The 18,677-nt window shown below is 43.7% G+C and carries 16 protein-coding genes, 1 tRNA gene and 2 other RNA genes; 8 read left to right on the top strand and 11 right to left on the bottom strand.

Going from position 1 to position 18,677, the window contains the following annotated elements:
* Window positions 1-11: 11 nt before the first annotated feature.
* Window positions 12-1,037, bottom strand: coding sequence for an asparaginase (gene ansA / locus EL341_RS10495; protein ID WP_047781323.1), 1,026 nt, complete (start codon window positions 1,035-1,037; stop codon window positions 12-14).
* A gap of 115 nt (window positions 1,038-1,152) precedes the next feature.
* Complete coding sequence (sppA, locus tag EL341_RS10490; RefSeq protein WP_047781322.1) at window positions 1,153-3,009, bottom strand: signal peptide peptidase SppA; 1,857 nt, start codon at window positions 3,007-3,009, stop codon at window positions 1,153-1,155.
* Window positions 3,010-3,171: 162 nt separating this feature from the next.
* Here sppA and EL341_RS10485 point away from each other — a divergent pair, with 162 nt between their 5' ends.
* The 4 genes from EL341_RS10485 to EL341_RS10470 all read left to right on the top strand — a co-directional run bounded on the left by EL341_RS10485 (window position 3,172) and on the right by EL341_RS10470 (window position 7,968).
* Entirely contained in the window at window positions 3,172-3,720 is a 549-nt protein-coding gene (locus EL341_RS10485; protein ID WP_074823584.1) for an NAD(P)H nitroreductase, read from the top strand.
* A gap of 179 nt (window positions 3,721-3,899) precedes the next feature.
* Window positions 3,900-4,943 carry a selenide, water dikinase SelD gene (selD, locus tag EL341_RS10480; RefSeq protein WP_047781320.1) on the top strand — a complete coding sequence of 348 codons (1,044 nt, stop codon included), beginning with the start codon at window positions 3,900-3,902 and terminating at the stop codon, window positions 4,941-4,943.
* Window positions 4,943-6,037 (top strand): tRNA 2-selenouridine(34) synthase MnmH, encoded by a 1,095-nt coding sequence (mnmH, locus tag EL341_RS10475; RefSeq protein WP_047781319.1) that lies wholly within the window; start codon window positions 4,943-4,945, stop codon window positions 6,035-6,037. Before selD ends, mnmH begins: the two co-directional genes overlap by 1 nt.
* On the top strand, window positions 6,037-7,968 hold the full coding sequence (locus tag EL341_RS10470) for a DNA topoisomerase III (protein ID WP_126467755.1): 1,932 nt from the start codon (window positions 6,037-6,039) through the stop codon (window positions 7,966-7,968). The genes mnmH and EL341_RS10470 overlap by 1 nt, the downstream gene beginning before the upstream one ends.
* 6 nt (window positions 7,969-7,974) lie before the next feature.
* Here EL341_RS10470 and EL341_RS10465 read toward each other — a convergent pair whose 3' ends face one another.
* The 8 genes from EL341_RS10465 to EL341_RS10430 form a co-directional block, all read right to left on the bottom strand.
* Window positions 7,975-8,376, bottom strand: coding sequence for a pyrimidine (deoxy)nucleoside triphosphate diphosphatase (locus tag EL341_RS10465; protein ID WP_074823579.1), 402 nt, complete (start codon window positions 8,374-8,376; stop codon window positions 7,975-7,977).
* A gap of 59 nt (window positions 8,377-8,435) precedes the next feature.
* The gene (gene xthA, locus EL341_RS10460) at window positions 8,436-9,242 is read right to left on the bottom strand and encodes an exodeoxyribonuclease III (protein ID WP_047781317.1); all 807 of its coding nucleotides are present in this window, start codon (window positions 9,240-9,242) and stop codon (window positions 8,436-8,438) included.
* 113 nt (window positions 9,243-9,355) lie between these two features.
* Window positions 9,356-9,928, bottom strand: coding sequence for an LOG family protein (locus EL341_RS10455; protein ID WP_074823577.1), 573 nt, complete (start codon window positions 9,926-9,928; stop codon window positions 9,356-9,358).
* Between the two features lie 152 nt (window positions 9,929-10,080).
* Window positions 10,081-10,210, bottom strand: a non-coding RNA gene (locus EL341_RS10450) — RtT sRNA.
* Between the two features lie 43 nt (window positions 10,211-10,253).
* Window positions 10,254-10,384, bottom strand: a non-coding RNA gene (locus EL341_RS10445) — RtT sRNA.
* A 45-nt stretch (window positions 10,385-10,429) separates the two neighbouring features.
* A tRNA-Tyr gene (locus EL341_RS10440) sits at window positions 10,430-10,514 on the bottom strand.
* Window positions 10,515-10,704: 190 nt separating this feature from the next.
* Window positions 10,705-11,538 carry a formyltetrahydrofolate deformylase gene (gene purU / locus EL341_RS10435; RefSeq protein ID WP_047781315.1) on the bottom strand — a complete coding sequence of 278 codons (834 nt, stop codon included), beginning with the start codon at window positions 11,536-11,538 and terminating at the stop codon, window positions 10,705-10,707.
* A 116-nt stretch (window positions 11,539-11,654) separates the two neighbouring features.
* Window positions 11,655-12,113 carry a YchJ family metal-binding protein gene (locus tag EL341_RS10430; RefSeq protein ID WP_126467753.1) on the bottom strand — a complete coding sequence of 153 codons (459 nt, stop codon included), beginning with the start codon at window positions 12,111-12,113 and terminating at the stop codon, window positions 11,655-11,657.
* A gap of 203 nt (window positions 12,114-12,316) precedes the next feature.
* Between EL341_RS10430 and rssB the strand changes: the two genes are divergently transcribed.
* From rssB to EL341_RS10410, 4 genes are all read left to right on the top strand, one after another.
* Complete coding sequence (gene rssB, locus EL341_RS10425) at window positions 12,317-13,327, top strand: two-component system response regulator RssB (RefSeq protein ID WP_114986763.1); 1,011 nt, start codon at window positions 12,317-12,319, stop codon at window positions 13,325-13,327.
* Between the two features lie 240 nt (window positions 13,328-13,567).
* Window positions 13,568-14,479, top strand: coding sequence for a UTP--glucose-1-phosphate uridylyltransferase GalU (galU, locus tag EL341_RS10420; RefSeq protein WP_047781312.1), 912 nt, complete (start codon window positions 13,568-13,570; stop codon window positions 14,477-14,479).
* 26 nt (window positions 14,480-14,505) lie between these two features.
* Window positions 14,506-15,849 (top strand): UDP-glucose dehydrogenase family protein, encoded by a 1,344-nt coding sequence (locus EL341_RS10415; protein WP_074823569.1) that lies wholly within the window; start codon window positions 14,506-14,508, stop codon window positions 15,847-15,849.
* An 8-nt stretch (window positions 15,850-15,857) separates the two neighbouring features.
* Window positions 15,858-16,862: an NAD-dependent epimerase gene (locus tag EL341_RS10410; RefSeq protein WP_074823718.1), complete on the top strand. Its 1,005-nt coding sequence runs from the start codon at window positions 15,858-15,860 to the stop codon at window positions 16,860-16,862.
* 306 nt (window positions 16,863-17,168) lie between these two features.
* On the opposite strand, the gene hns is transcribed toward EL341_RS10410, so the two are convergent.
* Window positions 17,169-17,576, bottom strand: coding sequence for a histone-like nucleoid-structuring protein H-NS (gene hns, locus EL341_RS10405; RefSeq protein ID WP_047781309.1), 408 nt, complete (start codon window positions 17,574-17,576; stop codon window positions 17,169-17,171).
* Between the last annotated feature and the right edge of the window lie 1,101 nt (window positions 17,577-18,677).

Genomic DNA, 18,677 nt, shown 5'->3' with positions numbered 1-18,677 from the left:
TCACTCCTAAATTATTCATTTTCTGTTAATTCACCGCACAGGTTTTTTTGCATCAGTGACCGTACTTCGCTAACCGGTAAGTTCTGACTTAACAGAAAATGTAGTTTGGTTAGGGCTGCTTCAACAGTCATATCAAATCCACTGATCACACCTGCGTGAGATAGGGCATTACCCGTCGCATAGTCATCCATATTAACCCGACCGGACAGGCATTGTGTCAGATTAACCACGATAATATCCCGTTGAGCAGCATCGCGGAGTTCTTCGAGTAAATCCGGACGTTGTGGCGCATTGCCAACGCCATATGAGCGCAAAATTAAGGCCTTAACCGGTTGGCGTAGAAAATTGCTGATAATTTCCGCCGAAATACCCGGATAGATAGTGATAACGCCGATCGGTTGAGGCGCAATAGGATGAATCTTAAAGGCACCAGAATGGACAAATGGGTCTGGTGAGGCGATGCGTTTTATATGAATACCGGCTTCAAGTAAAGCAGGATAATTCGGTGAAGCAAAGGCGTCAAAGCCGTCGGCGTGAACTTTCGTGGTGCGGTTGCCGCGAAATAGTTTGTTATTGAAAAACAGACAAACTTCGTTAATAGGATAATTAGCGGCAACGTAGAGCGCGTTGAGCAAATTGGTTTGCCCATCCGACCTCAGTTCAGCTAATGGAATTTGTGAGCCAGTGACGATAACGGGCTTCCCAAGATTCTCCAGCATAAACGAGAGGGCTGAGGCGGTGAAAGCCATGGTATCGGTGCCGTGTAGAATGACAAAACCATCATAACGTTGATAGTTCTGATAAATATCATCAGCAATATTTTGCCAGTCTTGCGGGGTCATATCTGAAGAATCAATCAGTGGATGATATTCGTTAATCACAAATTCAGGCATCTCGTCCCGATGGAACTCAGGCATTTGGGCCAACTGCTGCTGTAGATGGCCAGAGACGGGAATATAGCCATGCTTAGAACGGTGCATGCCAATAGTGCCGCCAGTATAGGAAACGTAAATCGATTTCTTTTGCTTATTTTGCATGAGTATTCAAATCGCTTACCGGAAGGGATTTTCATTATAGAAGATTCAGCAGGGGATTAAAACGTACTGGCCGGATAGAAAAAAGCCCGGTAGTGAGAACCGGGCTTGAATAGGATTAATTGGAATAGCTACAGCTTAAGCAGTAGATATAACGATGTCCCGGATCGTTCATATTACCGAAAAATCCAGGTTGTTTATTCATATCATCCGCCACCTGTTGTAACGGTGCCGGGAGCTGGATTTTAAACGCTTCTGGCAGCAAGCTATTGACTGAAATAGAGGCCTGACCTAATAAAATATCACGTAAGCCAGGTTCATTTTTAGTCCATTTAAGATCATAGCTCTCTAACTTGGCCAGCTCAGCAGCTTTGTTAACGGCATCATCAAAATCCCCAAGCATATCAACCAGCCCGTTATTTTTAGCGTCTAAACCAATCCAGACTCTTCCCTGGGCTAATTTATCCACTTCCGCCGGTGTTTTATTGCGGGCTTTGGCGACCAGATTGATAAACGTTTTATAGCCATTTTCAATCGTTAACTGCATCATTTCGGCAAATTGCGGCGGCAGCTGTTTGGTTATGGTCGCCTCTGCGAGAGGTGATGTTGCGACCCCATCGGTATGAACGCCAATGGCATCAAGGGAGTTTTCAAAGGTATTAATGACACCAAAAATGCCGATAGAGCCGGTTAGCGTACTTGGGCTGGAGATAATATAGTCAGCAGGTGTTGATATCCAGTACCCGCCTGATGCTGCCAGTCCTCCCATAGAAACAACCACCGGTTTTCCGGCATCTTTCACGGCTTGAACTTCAGCTCGGATCATTTCTGAAGCGGTTACGCTACCGCCTGGGCTGTTAACTCTTAGAATGACTGCTTTAACATTGTCATCTAAACGAGCATCGCGTAACAGTTTGGCAGTGGTATCGCTACCTACCATTCCCGGCATTTCAGGACCGTCAACGATAGCTCCGTTAGCGAAAATAACTGCAATTTCAGCGTCTTTTTCGTATTTTGGCTCAGGATCGGGGATCTGATAATTATAAATACTGGTGAAATTGAAGTTTTTATTCTTTTCATTCCAGCCAAATTCTTTGGTTAGCACTTTCTCGATGTCAGCACGAGAATGGATGGCATCGACCAGTTTGCTGTTTAGCGCAAACTCAGCGGTGTTCCCATTGCTGGCTTTCAACTGTTTAATCAATTGTGTCGGCTCTGGATAAACCTCGCCAACGGAAAGGCCACGGTTAGCGGCAACATCGGTCAAGTAGTTAGACCATAAGGCATTGACCCAACGGCTATCGGCTTGACGAGCTTCTGGTGACATATCGTCACGAATAAAGGGTTCAACGGCTGATTTATAGGTGCCAACACGGAAGATATTGGTGGTGACTTTTAACTTATCCAGCAGCGACTTGTAGTACAAACCGTTGGTGGCGATACCAGGCAAACTAACATCCCCCATCGGAGACAGATAAATTTTATTGGCAAAACTGGCCAGATAATATTGTCCCTGAGAATAGCTATCGCCGATGGCATAGATCGGTTTACCACTGTCTCTGAACTCTTTTAGCGCCTTACCGATATATTTTAGCGAAGGTTGGTCGGCGCCGACAAAGTTGTTCAATGATAGAACCATACCGCTAATTTTTTCGTCGTCTTTGGCATAACGAATCTGTTTAACGATATCGAACAGCGAGTTTTCCTGTACCTCGTTATTGCCGCCGATGAGTTCTTGGCTCAATTGGCGTAGCTTGATATCGGAGCTAAGCGTGTCAACAATAGTCCCGCTTAGGTTAACCAACAGAGCGCCTTTCTCCGGACGCTGATTAGCATCTTGAACCTGAAGGTAAGCCCCTAAACCCACCAATAACACAATGAGAAATATCAGATTGAAAAAGGCCTGACGGATAAAATTAAGAACGCGCCAACTCAGTTTGAAGATGGCGACAATGATTTGCCACAATGCCCGCATATTTGCTCCGTTATTTGAGCTGTGAATAACAATAATGGATATCCTAAAGGTTGATGATAAAAAAGTCAGTGTAAAATAGTTAAATGTTTACGTTATATTGTGTTATCAACATGTTTTTTAACTTTATCATTGCCTATCATTCCCATTTGGAGAGTCTGTCTTATGGACGCATTAGCATTATTACTTAATCGTCGTTCGGCTTCGCGTTTATCAGCGCCTGCACCTCAGGGAGAGGCGCTGGAAAATATTATCCGTGCCGGTATGCGTGCACCGGATCATGGCATGCTGCAACCTTGGCGTTTTATTATTATTGAAGGTGATGCACGTAGCCGATTTGGTGAGGTGTTGCTAGCCGCTGCATTAGATGCCGATCAGGATGAATCGGTGCAGGAAAAATCAGTACAGGCACCTTTACGTGCACCAATGATTATCACGGTGGTTGCACACTGCACTGAGCATCATAAAGTGCCCCAATGGGAGCAGATAGCCTCAGCAAGTTGTGCTGTGCAGGCTATGCAGATGGCAGCGGTCGCTCAAGGGTTCGGTGGAATCTGGCGCAGTGGATTTTGGACTGAAAACCCGATCGTCAGAGACGCATTTGGTTGCCGTGAGCAGGATGCCATTGTTGGTTTTCTCTATTTAGGTACGCCGTTGGTGCAACCGGCAAAGGTGAAAGCCGAAGATACTTCACCTTTTGTATCGTATTTTTAATATAACGGCGAAGTTCCTTAATTAAAACCCGGAAATTTCCGGGTTTATCTTATTGAAAACGGCTGAAATCTGAGCGGTTCATCGACGAACTGTGTGGTATGTCTTATCAATAGCGGTGAGGCGCGTTACTATATAGCCTTAATCCAAAAGACTGACTTGGTCGGAAAGGGGAATTGACGATGACAAAGCAAGCTATCCGTTTAACACAATACAGCCATGGTGCGGGGTGTGGATGTAAAATCTCACCTAAGGTGTTGGAAACCATTCTCCATTCCGAGCAAGAAAAATTTATCGATCCGCATTTATTAGTGGGTAATGAAACCCGTGATGATGCCGCAGTTTATGATATCGGTAACGGCATTGGCATCATCAGTACCACCGATTTTTTTATGCCTATCGTTGACGACCCGTTTGATTTTGGTCGGATCGCGGCAACCAATGCGATTAGTGATGTTTATGCCATGGGCGGCAAGCCGATTATGGCTATTGCCATCCTTGGTTGGCCCGTTGACAAGCTGGCGCCTGAAATTGCGCAGAAAGTTATTGATGGTGGTCGTTATGTTTGTCAGCAGGCGGGTATTTCTCTGGCCGGTGGCCACTCCATTGATGCGCCAGAGCCGATATTTGGGCTGGCAGTCACCGGCATAGTCAGTACCGATCAAATTAAGAAAAACAGCGCAGCAATAGTCGGCTGTAAATTATTTCTGACTAAGCCTCTTGGCATTGGTGTACTGACGACGGCCGAGAAGAAAAGTAAGCTGAAAGATATTCATCAGGGTATTGCCACTGAAACGATGTGCCAATTAAACAAGCCTGGTGCGGAATTAGCTAAAGTTGATGGCGTAACGGCCATGACGGATGTCACCGGGTTTGGCTTATTAGGCCATTTAAGCGAGATTTGTCAGGGTTCCGGGCTTCAGGCTAATGTTTGGTTTGACGCGGTACCAAAACTGCCGGATGTTGAACAATATATTGCAGAAGGCTGTGTTCCCGGCGGTACCCAACGTAACTTTGATAGTTATGGGCACTTGGTGGGTAAATTAACGGATTTACAGCGCAATTTATTATGTGACCCGCAAACTTCTGGTGGATTGTTAATTGCCGTTATGCCTGAGGCTGAAGATGAAGTGCGTAAAATAGCTGAACGCCATCAGATAACCTTAACGGCTATTGGTGAGTTAGTTGAAGCTCAGCAAGATCGCGCTCTGATTGAGGTTTGTTGATGTTTCGTGGTGACAGCGCTGACTATCAGCATATTTTTCTGAACGATCTTCCCTTGGTAGACGTACGTGCCCCGATTGAATTTATCCAAGGTGCGTTTGAACACGCGACCAATCTACCGTTGATGAATGACGATGAGCGTCAGGCTGTCGGTATCTGTTATAAGCAGCAGGGGCAGGATGCGGCCATCGCGTTGGGAGAACAGCTGGTTAGCGGTGAAACGCGTGAACAACGTATTGAGCAGTGGCGAGATTTTTGCCGTCAGCATCCGCAGGGATACTTGTACTGCCTGCGCGGTGGCTTACGTTCCCATATAACCCAACGCTGGCTACGTGAGGCTGGCGTAGATTATCCTCTGGTTAAGGGCGGTTATAAGGCATTAAGAAACTGTCTGATGGACATTAATCGTCAGGCTGCGACGATGCCATTACGGGTTATTGGCGGCAATACCGGATGCGGAAAAACCCTGTTGGTTCGTGATTTACCTTTTGGTCTTGATTTGGAAGGGGCAGCCCGACACCGGGGCTCTTCTTTTGGGCGAACGCTGGTGAGCCAAAGTACCCAGATCAATTTTGAGCACCGAATCGCGGTAACCTTGCTGAAAAAACACCATGCAGGTATTAACCGTTGGGTGATTGAGGATGAAGGGAAAACTATCGGCTCAAATCATGTTCCGTTAGAGATGTATGAGTCTATGCAGCAAGCGGGGATGGCGGTGATTGAAGATCCGTTTGAGGTTCGTCTGGCGCGTTTACAGCAAGAATATATCGATAATATGAGCGCTGAATTTGAACGGGTTTACGGTATTGAATCCGGTTGGGAGAAATTCTGCGAATATCTGCGCCACGGCATGTTTGCTATTCGTAAGCGATTAGGCATGGAGCGTTATCAGGTGCTGCTTAACGAGTTGGATATGGCGCTGTTAGCTCAGAAACAAGGTAAGGGTAGTACACAACATGAAAGCTGGTTGGTGCCTTTACTGATTGAGTACTATGATCCGATGTATGCGTATCAGCTTAGTAAAAAAGCCGATCGCATTATTTTCCGTGGCAACTTTGCTGAAGTTCGTGACTTTTTATTGAATGATATTCACTAATGCGTTTGTTTATTGCCGAAAAACCGAGTTTGGCACGGGCTATTGCAGATGTATTACCTAAACCGCATAAGCGTCAGGACGGCTATATCGTTTGTGGCAGCGATCAGGTTGTAACCTGGTGCGTGGGTCATTTGCTGGAACAGGCTCAGCCGGATCAATATGATGCCCGCTACGCGCGTTGGTCGCTGGCCGACCTACCGATTATTCCTGAAAAATGGCAATTAAAACCGAGAGAGTCGGTCGCAAAACAGCTTAATGTGATCAAACGGTTGCTAACCGAAGCTAGCGAAGTGGTACATGCCGGTGACCCGGATAGAGAAGGGCAACTATTGGTCGATGAAGTACTCGACTTTCTTGAGCTGGATTCGGAAAAACGTCAACAGGTTAAGCGCTGTTTGATTAATGACTTGAACCCGCAAGCGGTTACCCGGGCGATAGATAAGCTTCGCTATAATCGTGAATTTATTCCCTTGTGTGTTTCTGCTTTGGCTCGCGCCCGCGCTGACTGGCTCTACGGTATTAATATGACCCGGGCTTACACGCTGTTAGGGCGCAATGCTGGGTATGATGGTGTGTTATCCGTAGGTCGGGTACAAACGCCGGTGCTTGGGCTGGTGGTGCGCCGCGATGAAGAAATTGAGAACTTTGTACCGAAAGATTTTTTTGAGGTCAAAGCGCATATTGTTACCCCGGCTGAAGAACGCTTTACTGCGATTTGGCAACCCAGTGAATCCTGTGAGTCTCATCAGGATGAAGAAGGGCGGTTATTAAATCGTGCTCTGGCGGAGCATGTGGTTAAACGCATCACTGGCCAGCCAGCATATGTGACAGAATACAATGATAAGCGAGAGTCAGATATTGCACCGTTGCCATTCTCTCTTTCTGCCTTACAAATTGAAGCGGCAAAACGTCACGGATTAAGCGCCCAGCAAGTGTTGGATCTGTGTCAGCGCTTGTATGAAACGCATAAATTAATTACTTATCCTCGTTCCGATAGCCGCTATTTACCGGAAGAGCATTTTGCCGATCGTCATGCGGTATTGGCTGCTATTGAAATTCATCAGCCGCAGCTTTTCCCCCTGTCGGTGATGGATACTGAAAAACGTAATCGCTGCTGGGATGACAAAAAAGTGGATGCCCACCATGCGATCATTCCTACCGCCCGCAGTTCATCAGTCTCTTTGTCAGCGGATGAACAGAAAATTTATGAGTTAGTTTCTCGACAGTATCTGATGCAGTTTTGTCCGGATGCTATTTTCCGCAAGTGTGTGATTGAGCTGGATATCGCCGGTGGAAAATTCATTGCCAAAGCCCGTTTTCTGGCAGAAGCCGGCTGGCGAGTGTTATTAGGCAGTAAAGAACGGGATGAAGAGAATGAAGGTACCCCGTTACCAGTGGTGGCTAAGGGTGATGAGTTATTGTGTGAAAATGGCGAAGTGGTTGAGAAACAGACTCAGCCACCTCGACCTTTTACCGATGCATCATTGCTTTCAGCTATGACGGGAATTGCCCGTTTTGTTCAGGATAAAGATTTAAAGAAGATCCTGCGAGCAACGGATGGACTTGGTACTGAAGCAACGCGGGCAGGTATTATTGAATTGTTGTTTAAGCGCCGCTTTTTGCAGAAAAAAGGACGAGCGATTACCGCTACGGAAGCGGGACGTGCATTGATCCATTGTTTACCAGAAACCGCTGCCCGGCCTGATATGACAGCACACTGGGAATCTACCTTGACCCAAATTAGTGAAAAGCAGTGCCGCTATCAGGATTTTATGCAGCCGATGGTCATCACATTGCAGGAACTGATCTATCAGGCTAAGCGTAATCGCATGCCAAAGGTGTTTAAAGGCATACAGACAACGGTAGACGAAGCGGAAAGTAAGCCGAAAAAGAAACGCGCTAAAACCAGCAAAAAAAAGAGTGAAGAGTAATTCAGCCTATTTTTTTAGCAACGTAAGACAATAGGCGTTTAACAAGGGAATATCTGCCGGAGCCAGCAGGTAATGTCGAGCCTCATCGGGGGTTACCCAACGATAGTCAGTATGGCAATGTAGCTGGATATTTCCCTGATAGGCGACAACTTTCCATGCCTGTAGCTGTATTATGCGTTCAGGCAGCCGAATGTGGCTGGTTGCGATGTAATCGGTGACCTTTACCTGTTCAATATTCAACTCCTCATACAGCTCACGGCAGAGTGCCTGCTGAGGTGTTTCATTAGCTTCAATTTTGCCACCCGGGAATTCCCAGTAGCCAGCAAGATCGCTTTGGTTATCCCGTTGGGCGATTAAGATATGATCTTGATGCTCAATAATTGCAGCGACAACATTAATGATTTTCATGATGGTCAGCAAAGGTATGCCCTTCCCGGGAGGGAAAGGCAGTTAGTCTATTGAGGAGTTCAGAGCTTAAACTCAGCCCATATAGGAGCGTGGTCGGAAGGTTTTTCCATGGCTCGAATATCGTAATCAATACCGGTAGCGATGCAGTGGGGAGCTAAGGCCTGACTGGCTAATACCAGATCGATACGCAGTCCGCGGTTTTCATCAAATCCACGAGAGCGATAGTCAAACCATGAATATCGGTCGGTTGTTTCTTGGTGGGCATGACGGAAAGTATCCACTAATCCCCAGTCCAATAGTTTAGCCATCCACTCCCGCTCTTCCGGTAGGAATGAGCATTTTCCAGTACGTAACCAACGTTTACGGCTATCTTCACCGATGCCAATATCGTTATCGGTTGGGCTAATGTTCATATCGCCCATAATCACTACTGGATTAGCCGGATCTAACTGTTGTTCCAGATAGGACTGTAAGTCGGCGTAGAATTTCTGTTTAGCAGGGAATTTTGTGGCGTGATCGCGGCTCTCACCCTGAGGGAAATAACCATTGATAACGGTTAATGTACCCATTGGGGTAGCGAGATCGGCCATGATAATACGGCGCTGGGCTTCATCATCATCGGTTGGAAACCCTTTTCTTACCGCGAGTGGTTCTGCTTTGGTTAACAGAGCTACGCCATAATGGCCTTTTTGACCATGGTAAAAGACGTGATAACCGTGTTGACTCACTTCCTCAAGCGGAAACATATCATCATGGACTTTGGTTTCCTGTAATCCGATCACATCCGGCTGGTGCTGTTCAATAATCGCAGCAAGCTGGTGCGGGCGGGCTCTTAATCCATTGATATTAAATGATATAAATTTCATGAGTATCGTCTTTTATCTGCCAAGAAGGTTGAACAATAGTAACAGAGATTGAGTCTTATTGTTACATTAACCGATGTAGTATTGTTGACTACATCGGCCAGATCAGAGGCTAATTATTTAGCCCAGCGATCGAGGTTATGTGGCTGGTATTGATCAAACTGTTCCAGCAGCTGATGAGCCGAATCACTGACTAATAGCGTATTCAGATAGCTCTGGCGTACAAATCCTTCATCAACAACATGCTGCAAGAATTGACTCATCGGTGAGTAAAAATCTTGAATATTCAATAAGCCAACCGGATTTTTATGGTAGCCAATTTGGCTCCAGGTCCACACCTCAAATAGCTCTTCAAAGGTACCAATGCCACCAGGAAGGGCAATAAACCCATCGGCCAACTCACTCATGCGTGCTTTGCGAATGTGCATATCGGCCACAATTTCCAGCTTGGTTAAACCATGGTGCGCGGTTTCGGCCTCAACCAAAAGCTCAGGAATAACGCCGGTTACTTCACCGCCAGCCTCTAATACTGAATTAGCCAAAATGCCCATCAGACCTTTGTTACCACCACCATAAATTAAGCGACGACCTTGTTGTGCAATGGCTTTTCCAAGTTGTTGAGCCGCTTCAGCATAGACAGGATTATTCCCGGTGCTAGCACCACAATAAACACAAATATTTTTACGCATGAGACACCCTGATAAATGAATATAAGGGGCTTGGTATAGCTTATTTAATCTCTCGCTTCAAGTTAGGGATGAAAAAATCGATGAATTGTTGATGCTATTAATGCATCACTTTGGAATAAGAGTGGTGAGGTAAAACTAAGAATCAAATAAGATGGTGGTGGGAGAAGGATGACTCATCACGTTGTGATTCGCCCTATGGGCCGTTGCTGATCGCAACGTTGTCTCGCGTTGCTCGGCTCGAACCTTAATCGAAGCTTCTCACCTTCTCCCGAGGAGTAATAATCACCAGAGAAGTTGCGGAGTAAACCAGATGCTTGAATAAGGATGGTGGTGGGAGAAGGATGACTCATCACGTTGTGATTCGCCCTACGGGCCGTTGCTGATCGCAACGTTGTCTCGCGTTGCTCGGCTCGAACCTTGGTCGAAGCTTCTCAACCTTCTCCTAAGGAGAAATGATTGGCGCAAGAGTAGTAATGGGGTAAAGATAAGAATCAAATAAGATGGTGGTGGGAGAAGGATTCGAACCTTCGAAGTCTGTGACGGCAGATTTACAGTCTGCTCCCTTTGGCCGCTCGGGAATCCCACCAATAACGATATTTATTATTCTGCTTTACAGCAGGGACGCGCATCATACCAAAGTCCGGCGGACTGTAAAGCATTCTGATGGAAAAAATAAGTGATTGCTGATTTTTCCAACGTGAAGCGGTGGTTTACTGTACTTTTGATTATAGCGGCATGAACAAGACATGCCGCCTGACTTTCAGTGAGGATTGTAATTAAAGAATGACGGTTCTATTACCGTAAACAAAAACTCGCTGAGTGAGCACATGATGTAAGCCGTGGCTTAATACATTCTTTTCAACATCCCGACCGGCACGCATCATATCTTCTGCGCTGTATGTGTGGTCGACGTGGATAACGTCCTGCATGATAATTGGTCCTTCATCAAGATTATCATTAACAAAATGAGCCGTTGCACCAATAATTTTCACGCCACGTTCATAAGCTTGGTGATAAGGACGCGCACCGATAAAGGCTGGTAGAAATGAATGGTGAATATTAATGATACGATTAGGATAGTGGCGCACAAAGTCAGGGGTCAGGATACGCATATACTTGGCTAGAACCACATAGTCAGGAGCAATCTCGTCAATCGCCTCAACCACTAATTTGTCATGTTCATCACGGGTTAAGCCTTCATGGCTAATCAGATGAAATGGAATATCAAAGCGTTCCACCAAAGTGCGCAATGTATCATGGTTGCCGATAACCGCAGCAATTTCAACATCCAAACCACCGTAAGTGCTCTTCATCAGTAAATCGCCCAAACAGTGGGCTTCTTTGGTGACTAAAATAACGATTTTTTGTTTACCGGCCTCATTCAACTCGCGGATGGAGCCTTCAGGTAAGGCACCGTCTAAATCGGCCAACAGAGTTTGATCGTTAAAATATCCCTCAAGCTCTGTACGCATAAAAAAGTGGCCAGTGCGATGGTCGACGAATTCATTATTTTGCACAATGTTCAATTGATGCTTGTAACAAATGTTGGTTATCTTGGCGATAAGTCCTTTAGCATCAGGGCAAATGGTACGTAGTATTTTCTTTTGCATGTTTTTTCTGGCCTTTGGATGTGTGCTGTTACTTATTTTATTATAAGGGGGGTTATAGGTATAAACCGGCGTTCATTGTGGCATACCGCGATTCAATAGCCGATGGTTTGATTCAATTATTTTCCGCAACATTTTTTATATTTTTTTCCAGAATGGCAAGGGCATAGCTCATTACGTCCAAACGAAGGTTTAACACCCGAGGTATAGTACCAACTGTCTTTCTGTTTTATAAAATGAGAACGTTCATGAATGGCATGATGCTCTTGTGTCTGGGTATCACGAAATTTAGCGATAAACTCAACGTATCCTTCATTTAAGCCGTCTGCGGTTGAGATGATGGTTAATCCCAGCCATTCAGTATTCTCAAAGCTGTGGGTGAGGGACTCCGCTAACTCAGGATGACGATAGTCCGGATGCCATGTGGAGATTAAATAATTAACGTCATGTTTGACATAGGCACTGTAACGGGATTTCATTAAATCCAGCGTGGTTAATGCGATAGTTTGTCCTAATATAAGAGGCTGACAGCATAAACTGAACTCTTTTAAACTATCGCAAGGGCACGGGTTGAACAATATGAACTCCTTTGTGTCATAAGAAAGATGATTAGCCAGAACTTTAACTTAAACAGAGTGGCAGGAAAACTGCAATGAGGAATCTCATGATGAAGATTGAAAAGCCTAACAATAATAATTATCAAGAATAAATAATGAATTTAGCAGGCATAAGTGCCAATTTTGGACCAAAATATAATAAACCGTGAAGCATGGAAGTTGATATGACACCCCCTTTAGTTAATAAACACATATTGCTTGTTGAAGATGATGCTGTATTCCGCTCAATGCTGGCTGGATACCTTACTTCACTTGGGGCCGTCATTGGTGAAGCGGAAGATGGTGAGCAAGCATTAGTCTATGTTGAACAGTTTCAACCGGAATTGATGATTTGTGATTTAAATATGCCGAATATGGACGGTATTACCTTAGTTGACCGCCTGAGACATCAGGGATGTCAGATCCCGGTTATTGTCATTTCGGCCACGGAGAAAATCACCGATGTCGATAAAATGCTGCGCCTCGGTGTTCATGATGTTTTACTCAAGCCAATCTCTGATTTAAATCACCTGAGAGAGGCACTATTAGCCTGTTTTTATCCCTATCTCTTCTCGTCTCCTGCCAGCGATGAAATCGCCATGTTGGAAGATTGGGCAGATTTAAGCGAAAAACCGCAAGAAGCATTGCACTTGCTGCAGCAGTTACAACCTCCGGCACAACAGGTCGTTTCTGGCTGTAATATCAACTATCGTCAATTAACGTTGGTAGATCGTCCAGGTATTGTTTTTGACATCGCAGCGCTATCTAACGATGACTTCGCTTTTTACTGTCTGGACATCTCTAAAGTTGGTAATAAAGGGGTACTGGCGGCATTAATGTTACGCGCCTTATTCAATAATTTATTGCAAGAACATTTAGCCGAGCAGAATGAAGCCTTGCCGCAAATGTCGACGGTACTTAATCGTATCAATAAGTTATTACATCAATCTTATCTGGAAGGGCAGTTTCCATTTTTAGCTGGCTATTACCATGTGCCGAAGCAAAAGCTACTGGTTGTTTCCGCGGGATTGCATATTTCTATTGATGCTAACGATCGAAAATACGAATTAAATGATAGTGTTCCTATGGGAACATTACAAACCCTCTATCCCAGCCAAACCAGTTTGGTGGCCGAACGTTGGAGTTGTCGTATATGGGGAAATGGCGGCCGCCTACAGCTAAATGTCACGCCTTAATCATAGATATTGATGATTTATCGCATTATTAAGATAAGGAAGTTTATCGGATAATATCACCTTACCTGATATACTGAGGCAACTATTTGTTCTGAATAGCTATACTCCATAATCTTATGACACTGAATGTCTAAATATGGGGCAGGACAATGCTGAACAAGGCCGGATTCATGTTATGAACGCCAGAGCGTCTTATCTCTGAACAGGCCCTTGATATTTTGAATAGTGAGAATTTACTCTATGTCACAGCCTAAGATCAAAAAAGCCATCATACCGGTTGCTGGATTAGGAACCAGGATGCTACCCGCGACCAAAGCCATTCCGAAAGAGATGTTACCGCTGGTTGATAAGCCGCTTATTCAGTATGTGGTGAATGAATGTATTGCGGCCGGAATTGATCATATTGTATTGGTAACCCATTCTTCTAAAAACTCGATAGAAAACCATTTTGATACCAGCTTTGAGTTGGAAGCTATTTTGGAAAAGCGAGTTAAGCGCCAATTACTAGATGAAGTACAGGCTATTTGCCCCAGTAATGTGACCATTATGCATGTACGTCAAGGGCTGGCAAAAGGGTTAGGTCATGCCATTATGTGCGCATATCCGCTAGTAGGACATGAGCCTTTTGCCGTCGTGCTGCCTGACGTGATTATTGATGAGTATGACTCTAATCCGAAGAAAGATAATCTCAGTGAGATGCTTTCTCGTTATGAAGAAACTGGACATAGCCAAATTATGGTTGAACCTGTTCCGATTAACGAAGTGAGTGATTACGGTATTGTTGATTGTGATGGTTATGCCCTGACAGCGGGAGAAAGTGCGCCAATTATTAAAGTGGTAGAGAAACCAAGCGTCACTGAGGCTCCATCCAATCTGTCGATTGTGGGGCGCTATGTCCTGTCTGCTGATATTTGGCCGCTGTTATCTAAAATTCCACCGGGAGCAGGTGATGAAATCCAGTTAACTGATGCGATTGCATTATTAATGGAGTCCCAGCCGGTGGATGCTTATCACATTAGAGGGCGCAGCCACGATTGCGGCAACAAGATGGGGTATATGCAGGCTTTTGTGGAGTATGGCTTACGTCATGCAAGTCTGGGTAGCGAATTTCATTCTTGGTTGCAACAGCTGCAACTGTCTGCGAAGAACTAATTAACGGTATATGTGGATATCATAAGATGAAAGTAACAGTTTTTGGTATTGGTTATGTTGGTTTGGTTCAGGCCGCCGTATTGGCTGAAGTTGGCCATGATGTGATGTGCGTTGACATTGATGAAACTAAAGTCGCCAATCTTAAAAAAGGTATTATTCCTATTTTTGAACCAGGGCTAACCCCTTTGGTTAAAGAAAATTATGAAGCAGGACGGCTGATTTTCACCACCGATGCTAAACAAGGCGTTGCTCATGGCGAAATTCAATTTATCGCTGTTGGTACTCCACCGGATGAAGATGGTTCCGCTGACTTAAAATATGTCACCGCTGTTGCTCGCACCATTGCTGAGCATATGACAAGTTATAAAGTGATTATTGACAAATCTACCGTGCCGGTAGGAACCGCAGACAAAGTCCATGAAGTTGTTAGTGAAACCTTGAAAAAACGTCAGTCAGAACTATCGTTTGACGTTGTGTCAAATCCTGAATTCCTCAAAGAAGGTGCCGCTGTTTCTGACTGTATGAAACCGGAGCGCATTGTTATCGGTACGGATAATGAGCAAGTATTGGATTTGATTCGTGAGCTGTACAGTCCTTTTAACCGTAATCATGACAGAATGGTGATTATGGATATCCGCAGCGCCGAGCTGACTAAATATGCCGCCAACTGTATGCTGGCGACTAAAATCAGCTTTATGAATGAGATGTCTAATTTAGCCGAGATGCTGGGTGCTGATATCGAGAAAGTTCGTCAAGGTATTGGTTCGGATTCTCGTATTGGCTACCATTTTATTTATCCTGGTTGTGGCTACGGCGGTTCTTGCTTCCCTAAAGACGTACAAGCGTTAATCCGTACTGCTCAACATATCGGATATCAGCCAGAACTACTTCAGGCTGTTGAAGCCGTTAATGCCAGACAAAAACATAAACTATTTAGTTTCGTACAGCGCCATTTTAATGGCGATCTAAAAGGTCGGACGTTTGCGCTGTGGGGACTGGCATTTAAACCAAATACTGACGATATGAGAGAGTCATCCAGTCGGGTTCTTATGGAAGCGTTATGGCAAGCCGGAGCTAAAGTTCAGGCTTTCGATCCAGAAGCCATGGAAGAAGCCCAGCGCATATATGGCAATCGTGACGATTTGCTCTTAATGGGCACGAAAGAGGCAACATTGCATAACGCTGATGCATTAATTATTTGTACGGAATGGCAAAATTTCCGTGCGCCAGATTTTGACTTGATTAAAGCTACGCTTAAACATCCTGTTGTTTTTGACGGGCGTAATCTGTACGAACCGGAAAGAATGAACCAACGTGGGTTTACCTATTATGGTATCGGCCGCGGAGCCTCCGTTAATCCCGTTATTTAAGGTCTATGATGAAATTTTTAGTTACTGGCGCTGCTGGTTTTATTGGTTTTCACGTTAGCCAGCGCCTTCTTTCGTTAGGTCATGAGGTTGTCGGTATCGACAACCTTAACGATTATTATGATGTGAGCCTCAAGGAGGCTCGCCTTGCACTGATTGAAGAACACCCTCAGTTTCGCTTTATCAAGCTCGATTTAGCTGATAGAGAGGGGATGGCCGCATTGTTTGCTGCTGAGGGATTCCAGCGGGTGATTCATCTGGCAGCTCAGGCTGGGGTGCGCTATTCGTTAGAGAATCCTCATGCTTATGCTGATGCAAACCTTATCGGCCACTTAAATATTCTGGAAGGGTGCCGACATCATAAAATTGAGCACCTTCTATACGCTTCTTCAAGTTCAGTGTATGGATTAAATCGTAAGCTACCATTCTCTACGAATGATACGGTTGATCATCCTATTTCGCTGTATGCGGCGACTAAAAAAGCCAATGAGCTAATGTCTCACTCATATTCCCATCTGTTTAATTTGCCGACTACCGGATTGCGCTTTTTTACCGTCTATGGCCCTTGGGGGCGTCCTGATATGGCCTTATTCAAGTTTACCAAGGCGATTATTGAAGGACGAAGTATTGATGTTTATAACCATGGGGATATGCGCAGGGACTTTACCTATATCGATGATATTGTTGAGTCGATAGTTCGTATACAGGCGGTTATCCCAGCAGCTAATCCATCATGGACGGTTGAAACAGGTTCGCCAGCGACAAGCTCTGCTCCTTATGCCATATATAATATTGGCAATAGCCAACCTGTACGTTTGATGGAATATATTGAATCTCTTGAAAGAGCATTAGGGAAAATAGCTAAAAAGAATTTGTTGCCAATGCAACCAGGTGACGTTTTGGAAACGAGTGCGGATACTTCCGCATTAGATAAAGCGATCGGCTTTAAACCGCAAACGTCTGTTGAAGATGGCGTACAGAGATTTGTTGATTGGTACCGGAGCTTTTATCAATAGTGGGTAATATTTACCTGATGATATTTAAAAAGGGCTTTGCCCTTTTTTTATTAATTATTATTGATACTTAATAACGGATATGGGAAAAATCAACGCATTTGGTTGTAATTGGTATTGTTACAATTGTAATTATCTAAAAATGTTTAGGAATATTTACTGAAGCGTCGTTGAATGCGTGCTGATTTAATACAGGCCCGGTAAAATATTCAATACTTAGCAAAGGATTAGAAGAACAATATTATATTTAGCACCCGAAAAGATAAAAGCCCCCATAAAATGGAGGCTTTTAAGGATAATATTAGCTAATTACAGCAGGAAATCGTCTAGGGATTTACCTTGTTCTTCAATAGCTTTCTTAATAACTGCTGGTGTACGGCCTTGGCCAGTCCAGGTTTTTAGCTCACCGTTTTCATCAGTGAACTGATATTTAGCTGGGCGAGCTGCGCGCTTAGACTTACTTGAGATTTTAGCTGCAGAAAGAGTTTGAAGTAATTCATTAGGATCAATGCCATCAGCGATCAGCATTTCACGATATTGTTGTAATTTACGAGTGCGTTCTTGAATTTCAGCTTGGCTAGCCTGTTCTTCTTCACGACGCTCTTTTACTACAACTTCCATTTTTTCTAACATTTCTTCTAAAGTCTCAAGAGAGCATTCTCTTGCTTGAGCACGCAAAGTACGGATGTTGTTAAGGACTTTTAATGCTTCGCTCATTGTATCGTTCTCAAATTAATTATGGATTGAAATTTTCATCAATAATAAAACGCTGAATTAAATTCTGCAATAGGGTATTACATAAATAAAGTTAATTTATTTATAAGCGATAGTCAAATATTGTCAATGTAAGGAGGAAAATAGGTCAAAAAAACACATTTCGTCTGGATTAACAAATTTCGGCCTATATCCCCTGACCAGTTAAAGGGCGTTTTAATTCACATAGATAATAGTCGGAAAGAGATATTTAAGCTATTAATGTTATGATTTTCACTAATAAAAAGACATAAATCATCAATAATGGTTAGTTATAAATTAGGTTACTGACTAACGTAAATTTTAATTATTGCTATTTGTAAATGCTAACTATCTTGAATTTTAATAAGTTAGCTAGGTTTTCATCGGTTGGAGGGCGATATGTTAAAAGTTTATTTATCAGCAGGGATATTTATAACGATGAGTGATTTTATAGCCGGTAAGTAAATAAAAAAGTGTGAGTTTAAGATATAGTTCTAGGAAAAATACTTAGCGTGCAAATTTTTTGCCGCTATGGATTAACGTGTTTACATGCGTCATATATTTTATGTAATCAAAACATGGGCTCCCGTTTTAGTGGCGTGAATACCGGGGCTAGGGGCTTTTTTAGGTGGGTACCATTGTTTATGTCTCAGGACCAATGGGTATATGTTTCCAGTCCTTTCAAAATAAAATCAAAATTAGGTTTATGTTGTAATATCGTGTCATTTTCCCGTAGAGAATATACGTTACATCCTTATCAATCTTATCATTTTTGAGTCAACTTATTATGGTGTGGGCTCATATATATTAGCCAATATTGAGCGTTATTCTGGTTACTCTCTCTATTTAAAGGAAAAAATGTTTTTGGTGATATCAGAGAGGAGTCTGAGTGATTGTTAAGATAGTCACATCATATGGCGATGATGTGTTTTATCTCATTGTGGTTATGTTAGAGACGTTGTTGGCTAATGTTACATTTATTTATAATTCTTCATAATTCTTAACTTAATATGATAAAAACTAAGAGTTATTTTTAGTATAGAAAAATCAATATGTTAATTTTAAGACTATATTCCTTGTCCT

It is taken from the genome of Pragia fontium, from assembly GCF_900638655.1.
In the GTDB taxonomy this organism is placed as follows: Bacteria; Pseudomonadota; Gammaproteobacteria; order Enterobacterales; family Enterobacteriaceae; genus Pragia; species Pragia fontium.
The sequence above is the reverse complement of the archived record's forward strand: the minus strand, read 5'-3'. Positions and strand labels throughout refer to the sequence as shown.

What these genes read in the sequence shown, in the direction of transcription:
- mnmH (WP_047781319.1), top strand. Translation starts at nt 4,943, where the DNA reads ATGTTTCGTGGTGACAGCGCTGACTATCAGCATATTTTTCTGAACGAT.
- EL341_RS10415 (WP_074823569.1), top strand. Translation starts at nt 14,506, where the DNA reads ATGAAAGTAACAGTTTTTGGTATTGGTTATGTTGGTTTGGTTCAGGCC.
- xthA (WP_047781317.1), bottom strand. Translation starts at nt 9,242, where the DNA reads ATGAAATTTATATCATTTAATATCAATGGATTAAGAGCCCGCCCGCAC.
- EL341_RS10465 (WP_074823579.1), bottom strand. Translation starts at nt 8,376, where the DNA reads ATGAAAATCATTAATGTTGTCGCTGCAATTATTGAGCATCAAGATCAT.
- hns (WP_047781309.1), bottom strand. Translation starts at nt 17,576, where the DNA reads ATGAGCGAAGCATTAAAAGTCCTTAACAACATCCGTACTTTGCGTGCT.
- EL341_RS10485 (WP_074823584.1), top strand. Translation starts at nt 3,172, where the DNA reads ATGGACGCATTAGCATTATTACTTAATCGTCGTTCGGCTTCGCGTTTA.
- EL341_RS10470 (WP_126467755.1), top strand. Translation starts at nt 6,037, where the DNA reads ATGCGTTTGTTTATTGCCGAAAAACCGAGTTTGGCACGGGCTATTGCA.
- EL341_RS10410 (WP_074823718.1), top strand. Translation starts at nt 15,858, where the DNA reads ATGAAATTTTTAGTTACTGGCGCTGCTGGTTTTATTGGTTTTCACGTT.
- ansA (WP_047781323.1), bottom strand. Translation starts at nt 1,037, where the DNA reads ATGCAAAATAAGCAAAAGAAATCGATTTACGTTTCCTATACTGGCGGC.
- EL341_RS10455 (WP_074823577.1), bottom strand. Translation starts at nt 9,928, where the DNA reads ATGCGTAAAAATATTTGTGTTTATTGTGGTGCTAGCACCGGGAATAAT.
- galU (WP_047781312.1), top strand. Translation starts at nt 13,568, where the DNA reads ATGTCACAGCCTAAGATCAAAAAAGCCATCATACCGGTTGCTGGATTA.
- sppA (WP_047781322.1), bottom strand. Translation starts at nt 3,009, where the DNA reads ATGCGGGCATTGTGGCAAATCATTGTCGCCATCTTCAAACTGAGTTGG.
- rssB (WP_114986763.1), top strand. Translation starts at nt 12,317, where the DNA reads ATGACACCCCCTTTAGTTAATAAACACATATTGCTTGTTGAAGATGAT.
- selD (WP_047781320.1), top strand. Translation starts at nt 3,900, where the DNA reads ATGACAAAGCAAGCTATCCGTTTAACACAATACAGCCATGGTGCGGGG.
- purU (WP_047781315.1), bottom strand. Translation starts at nt 11,538, where the DNA reads ATGCAAAAGAAAATACTACGTACCATTTGCCCTGATGCTAAAGGACTT.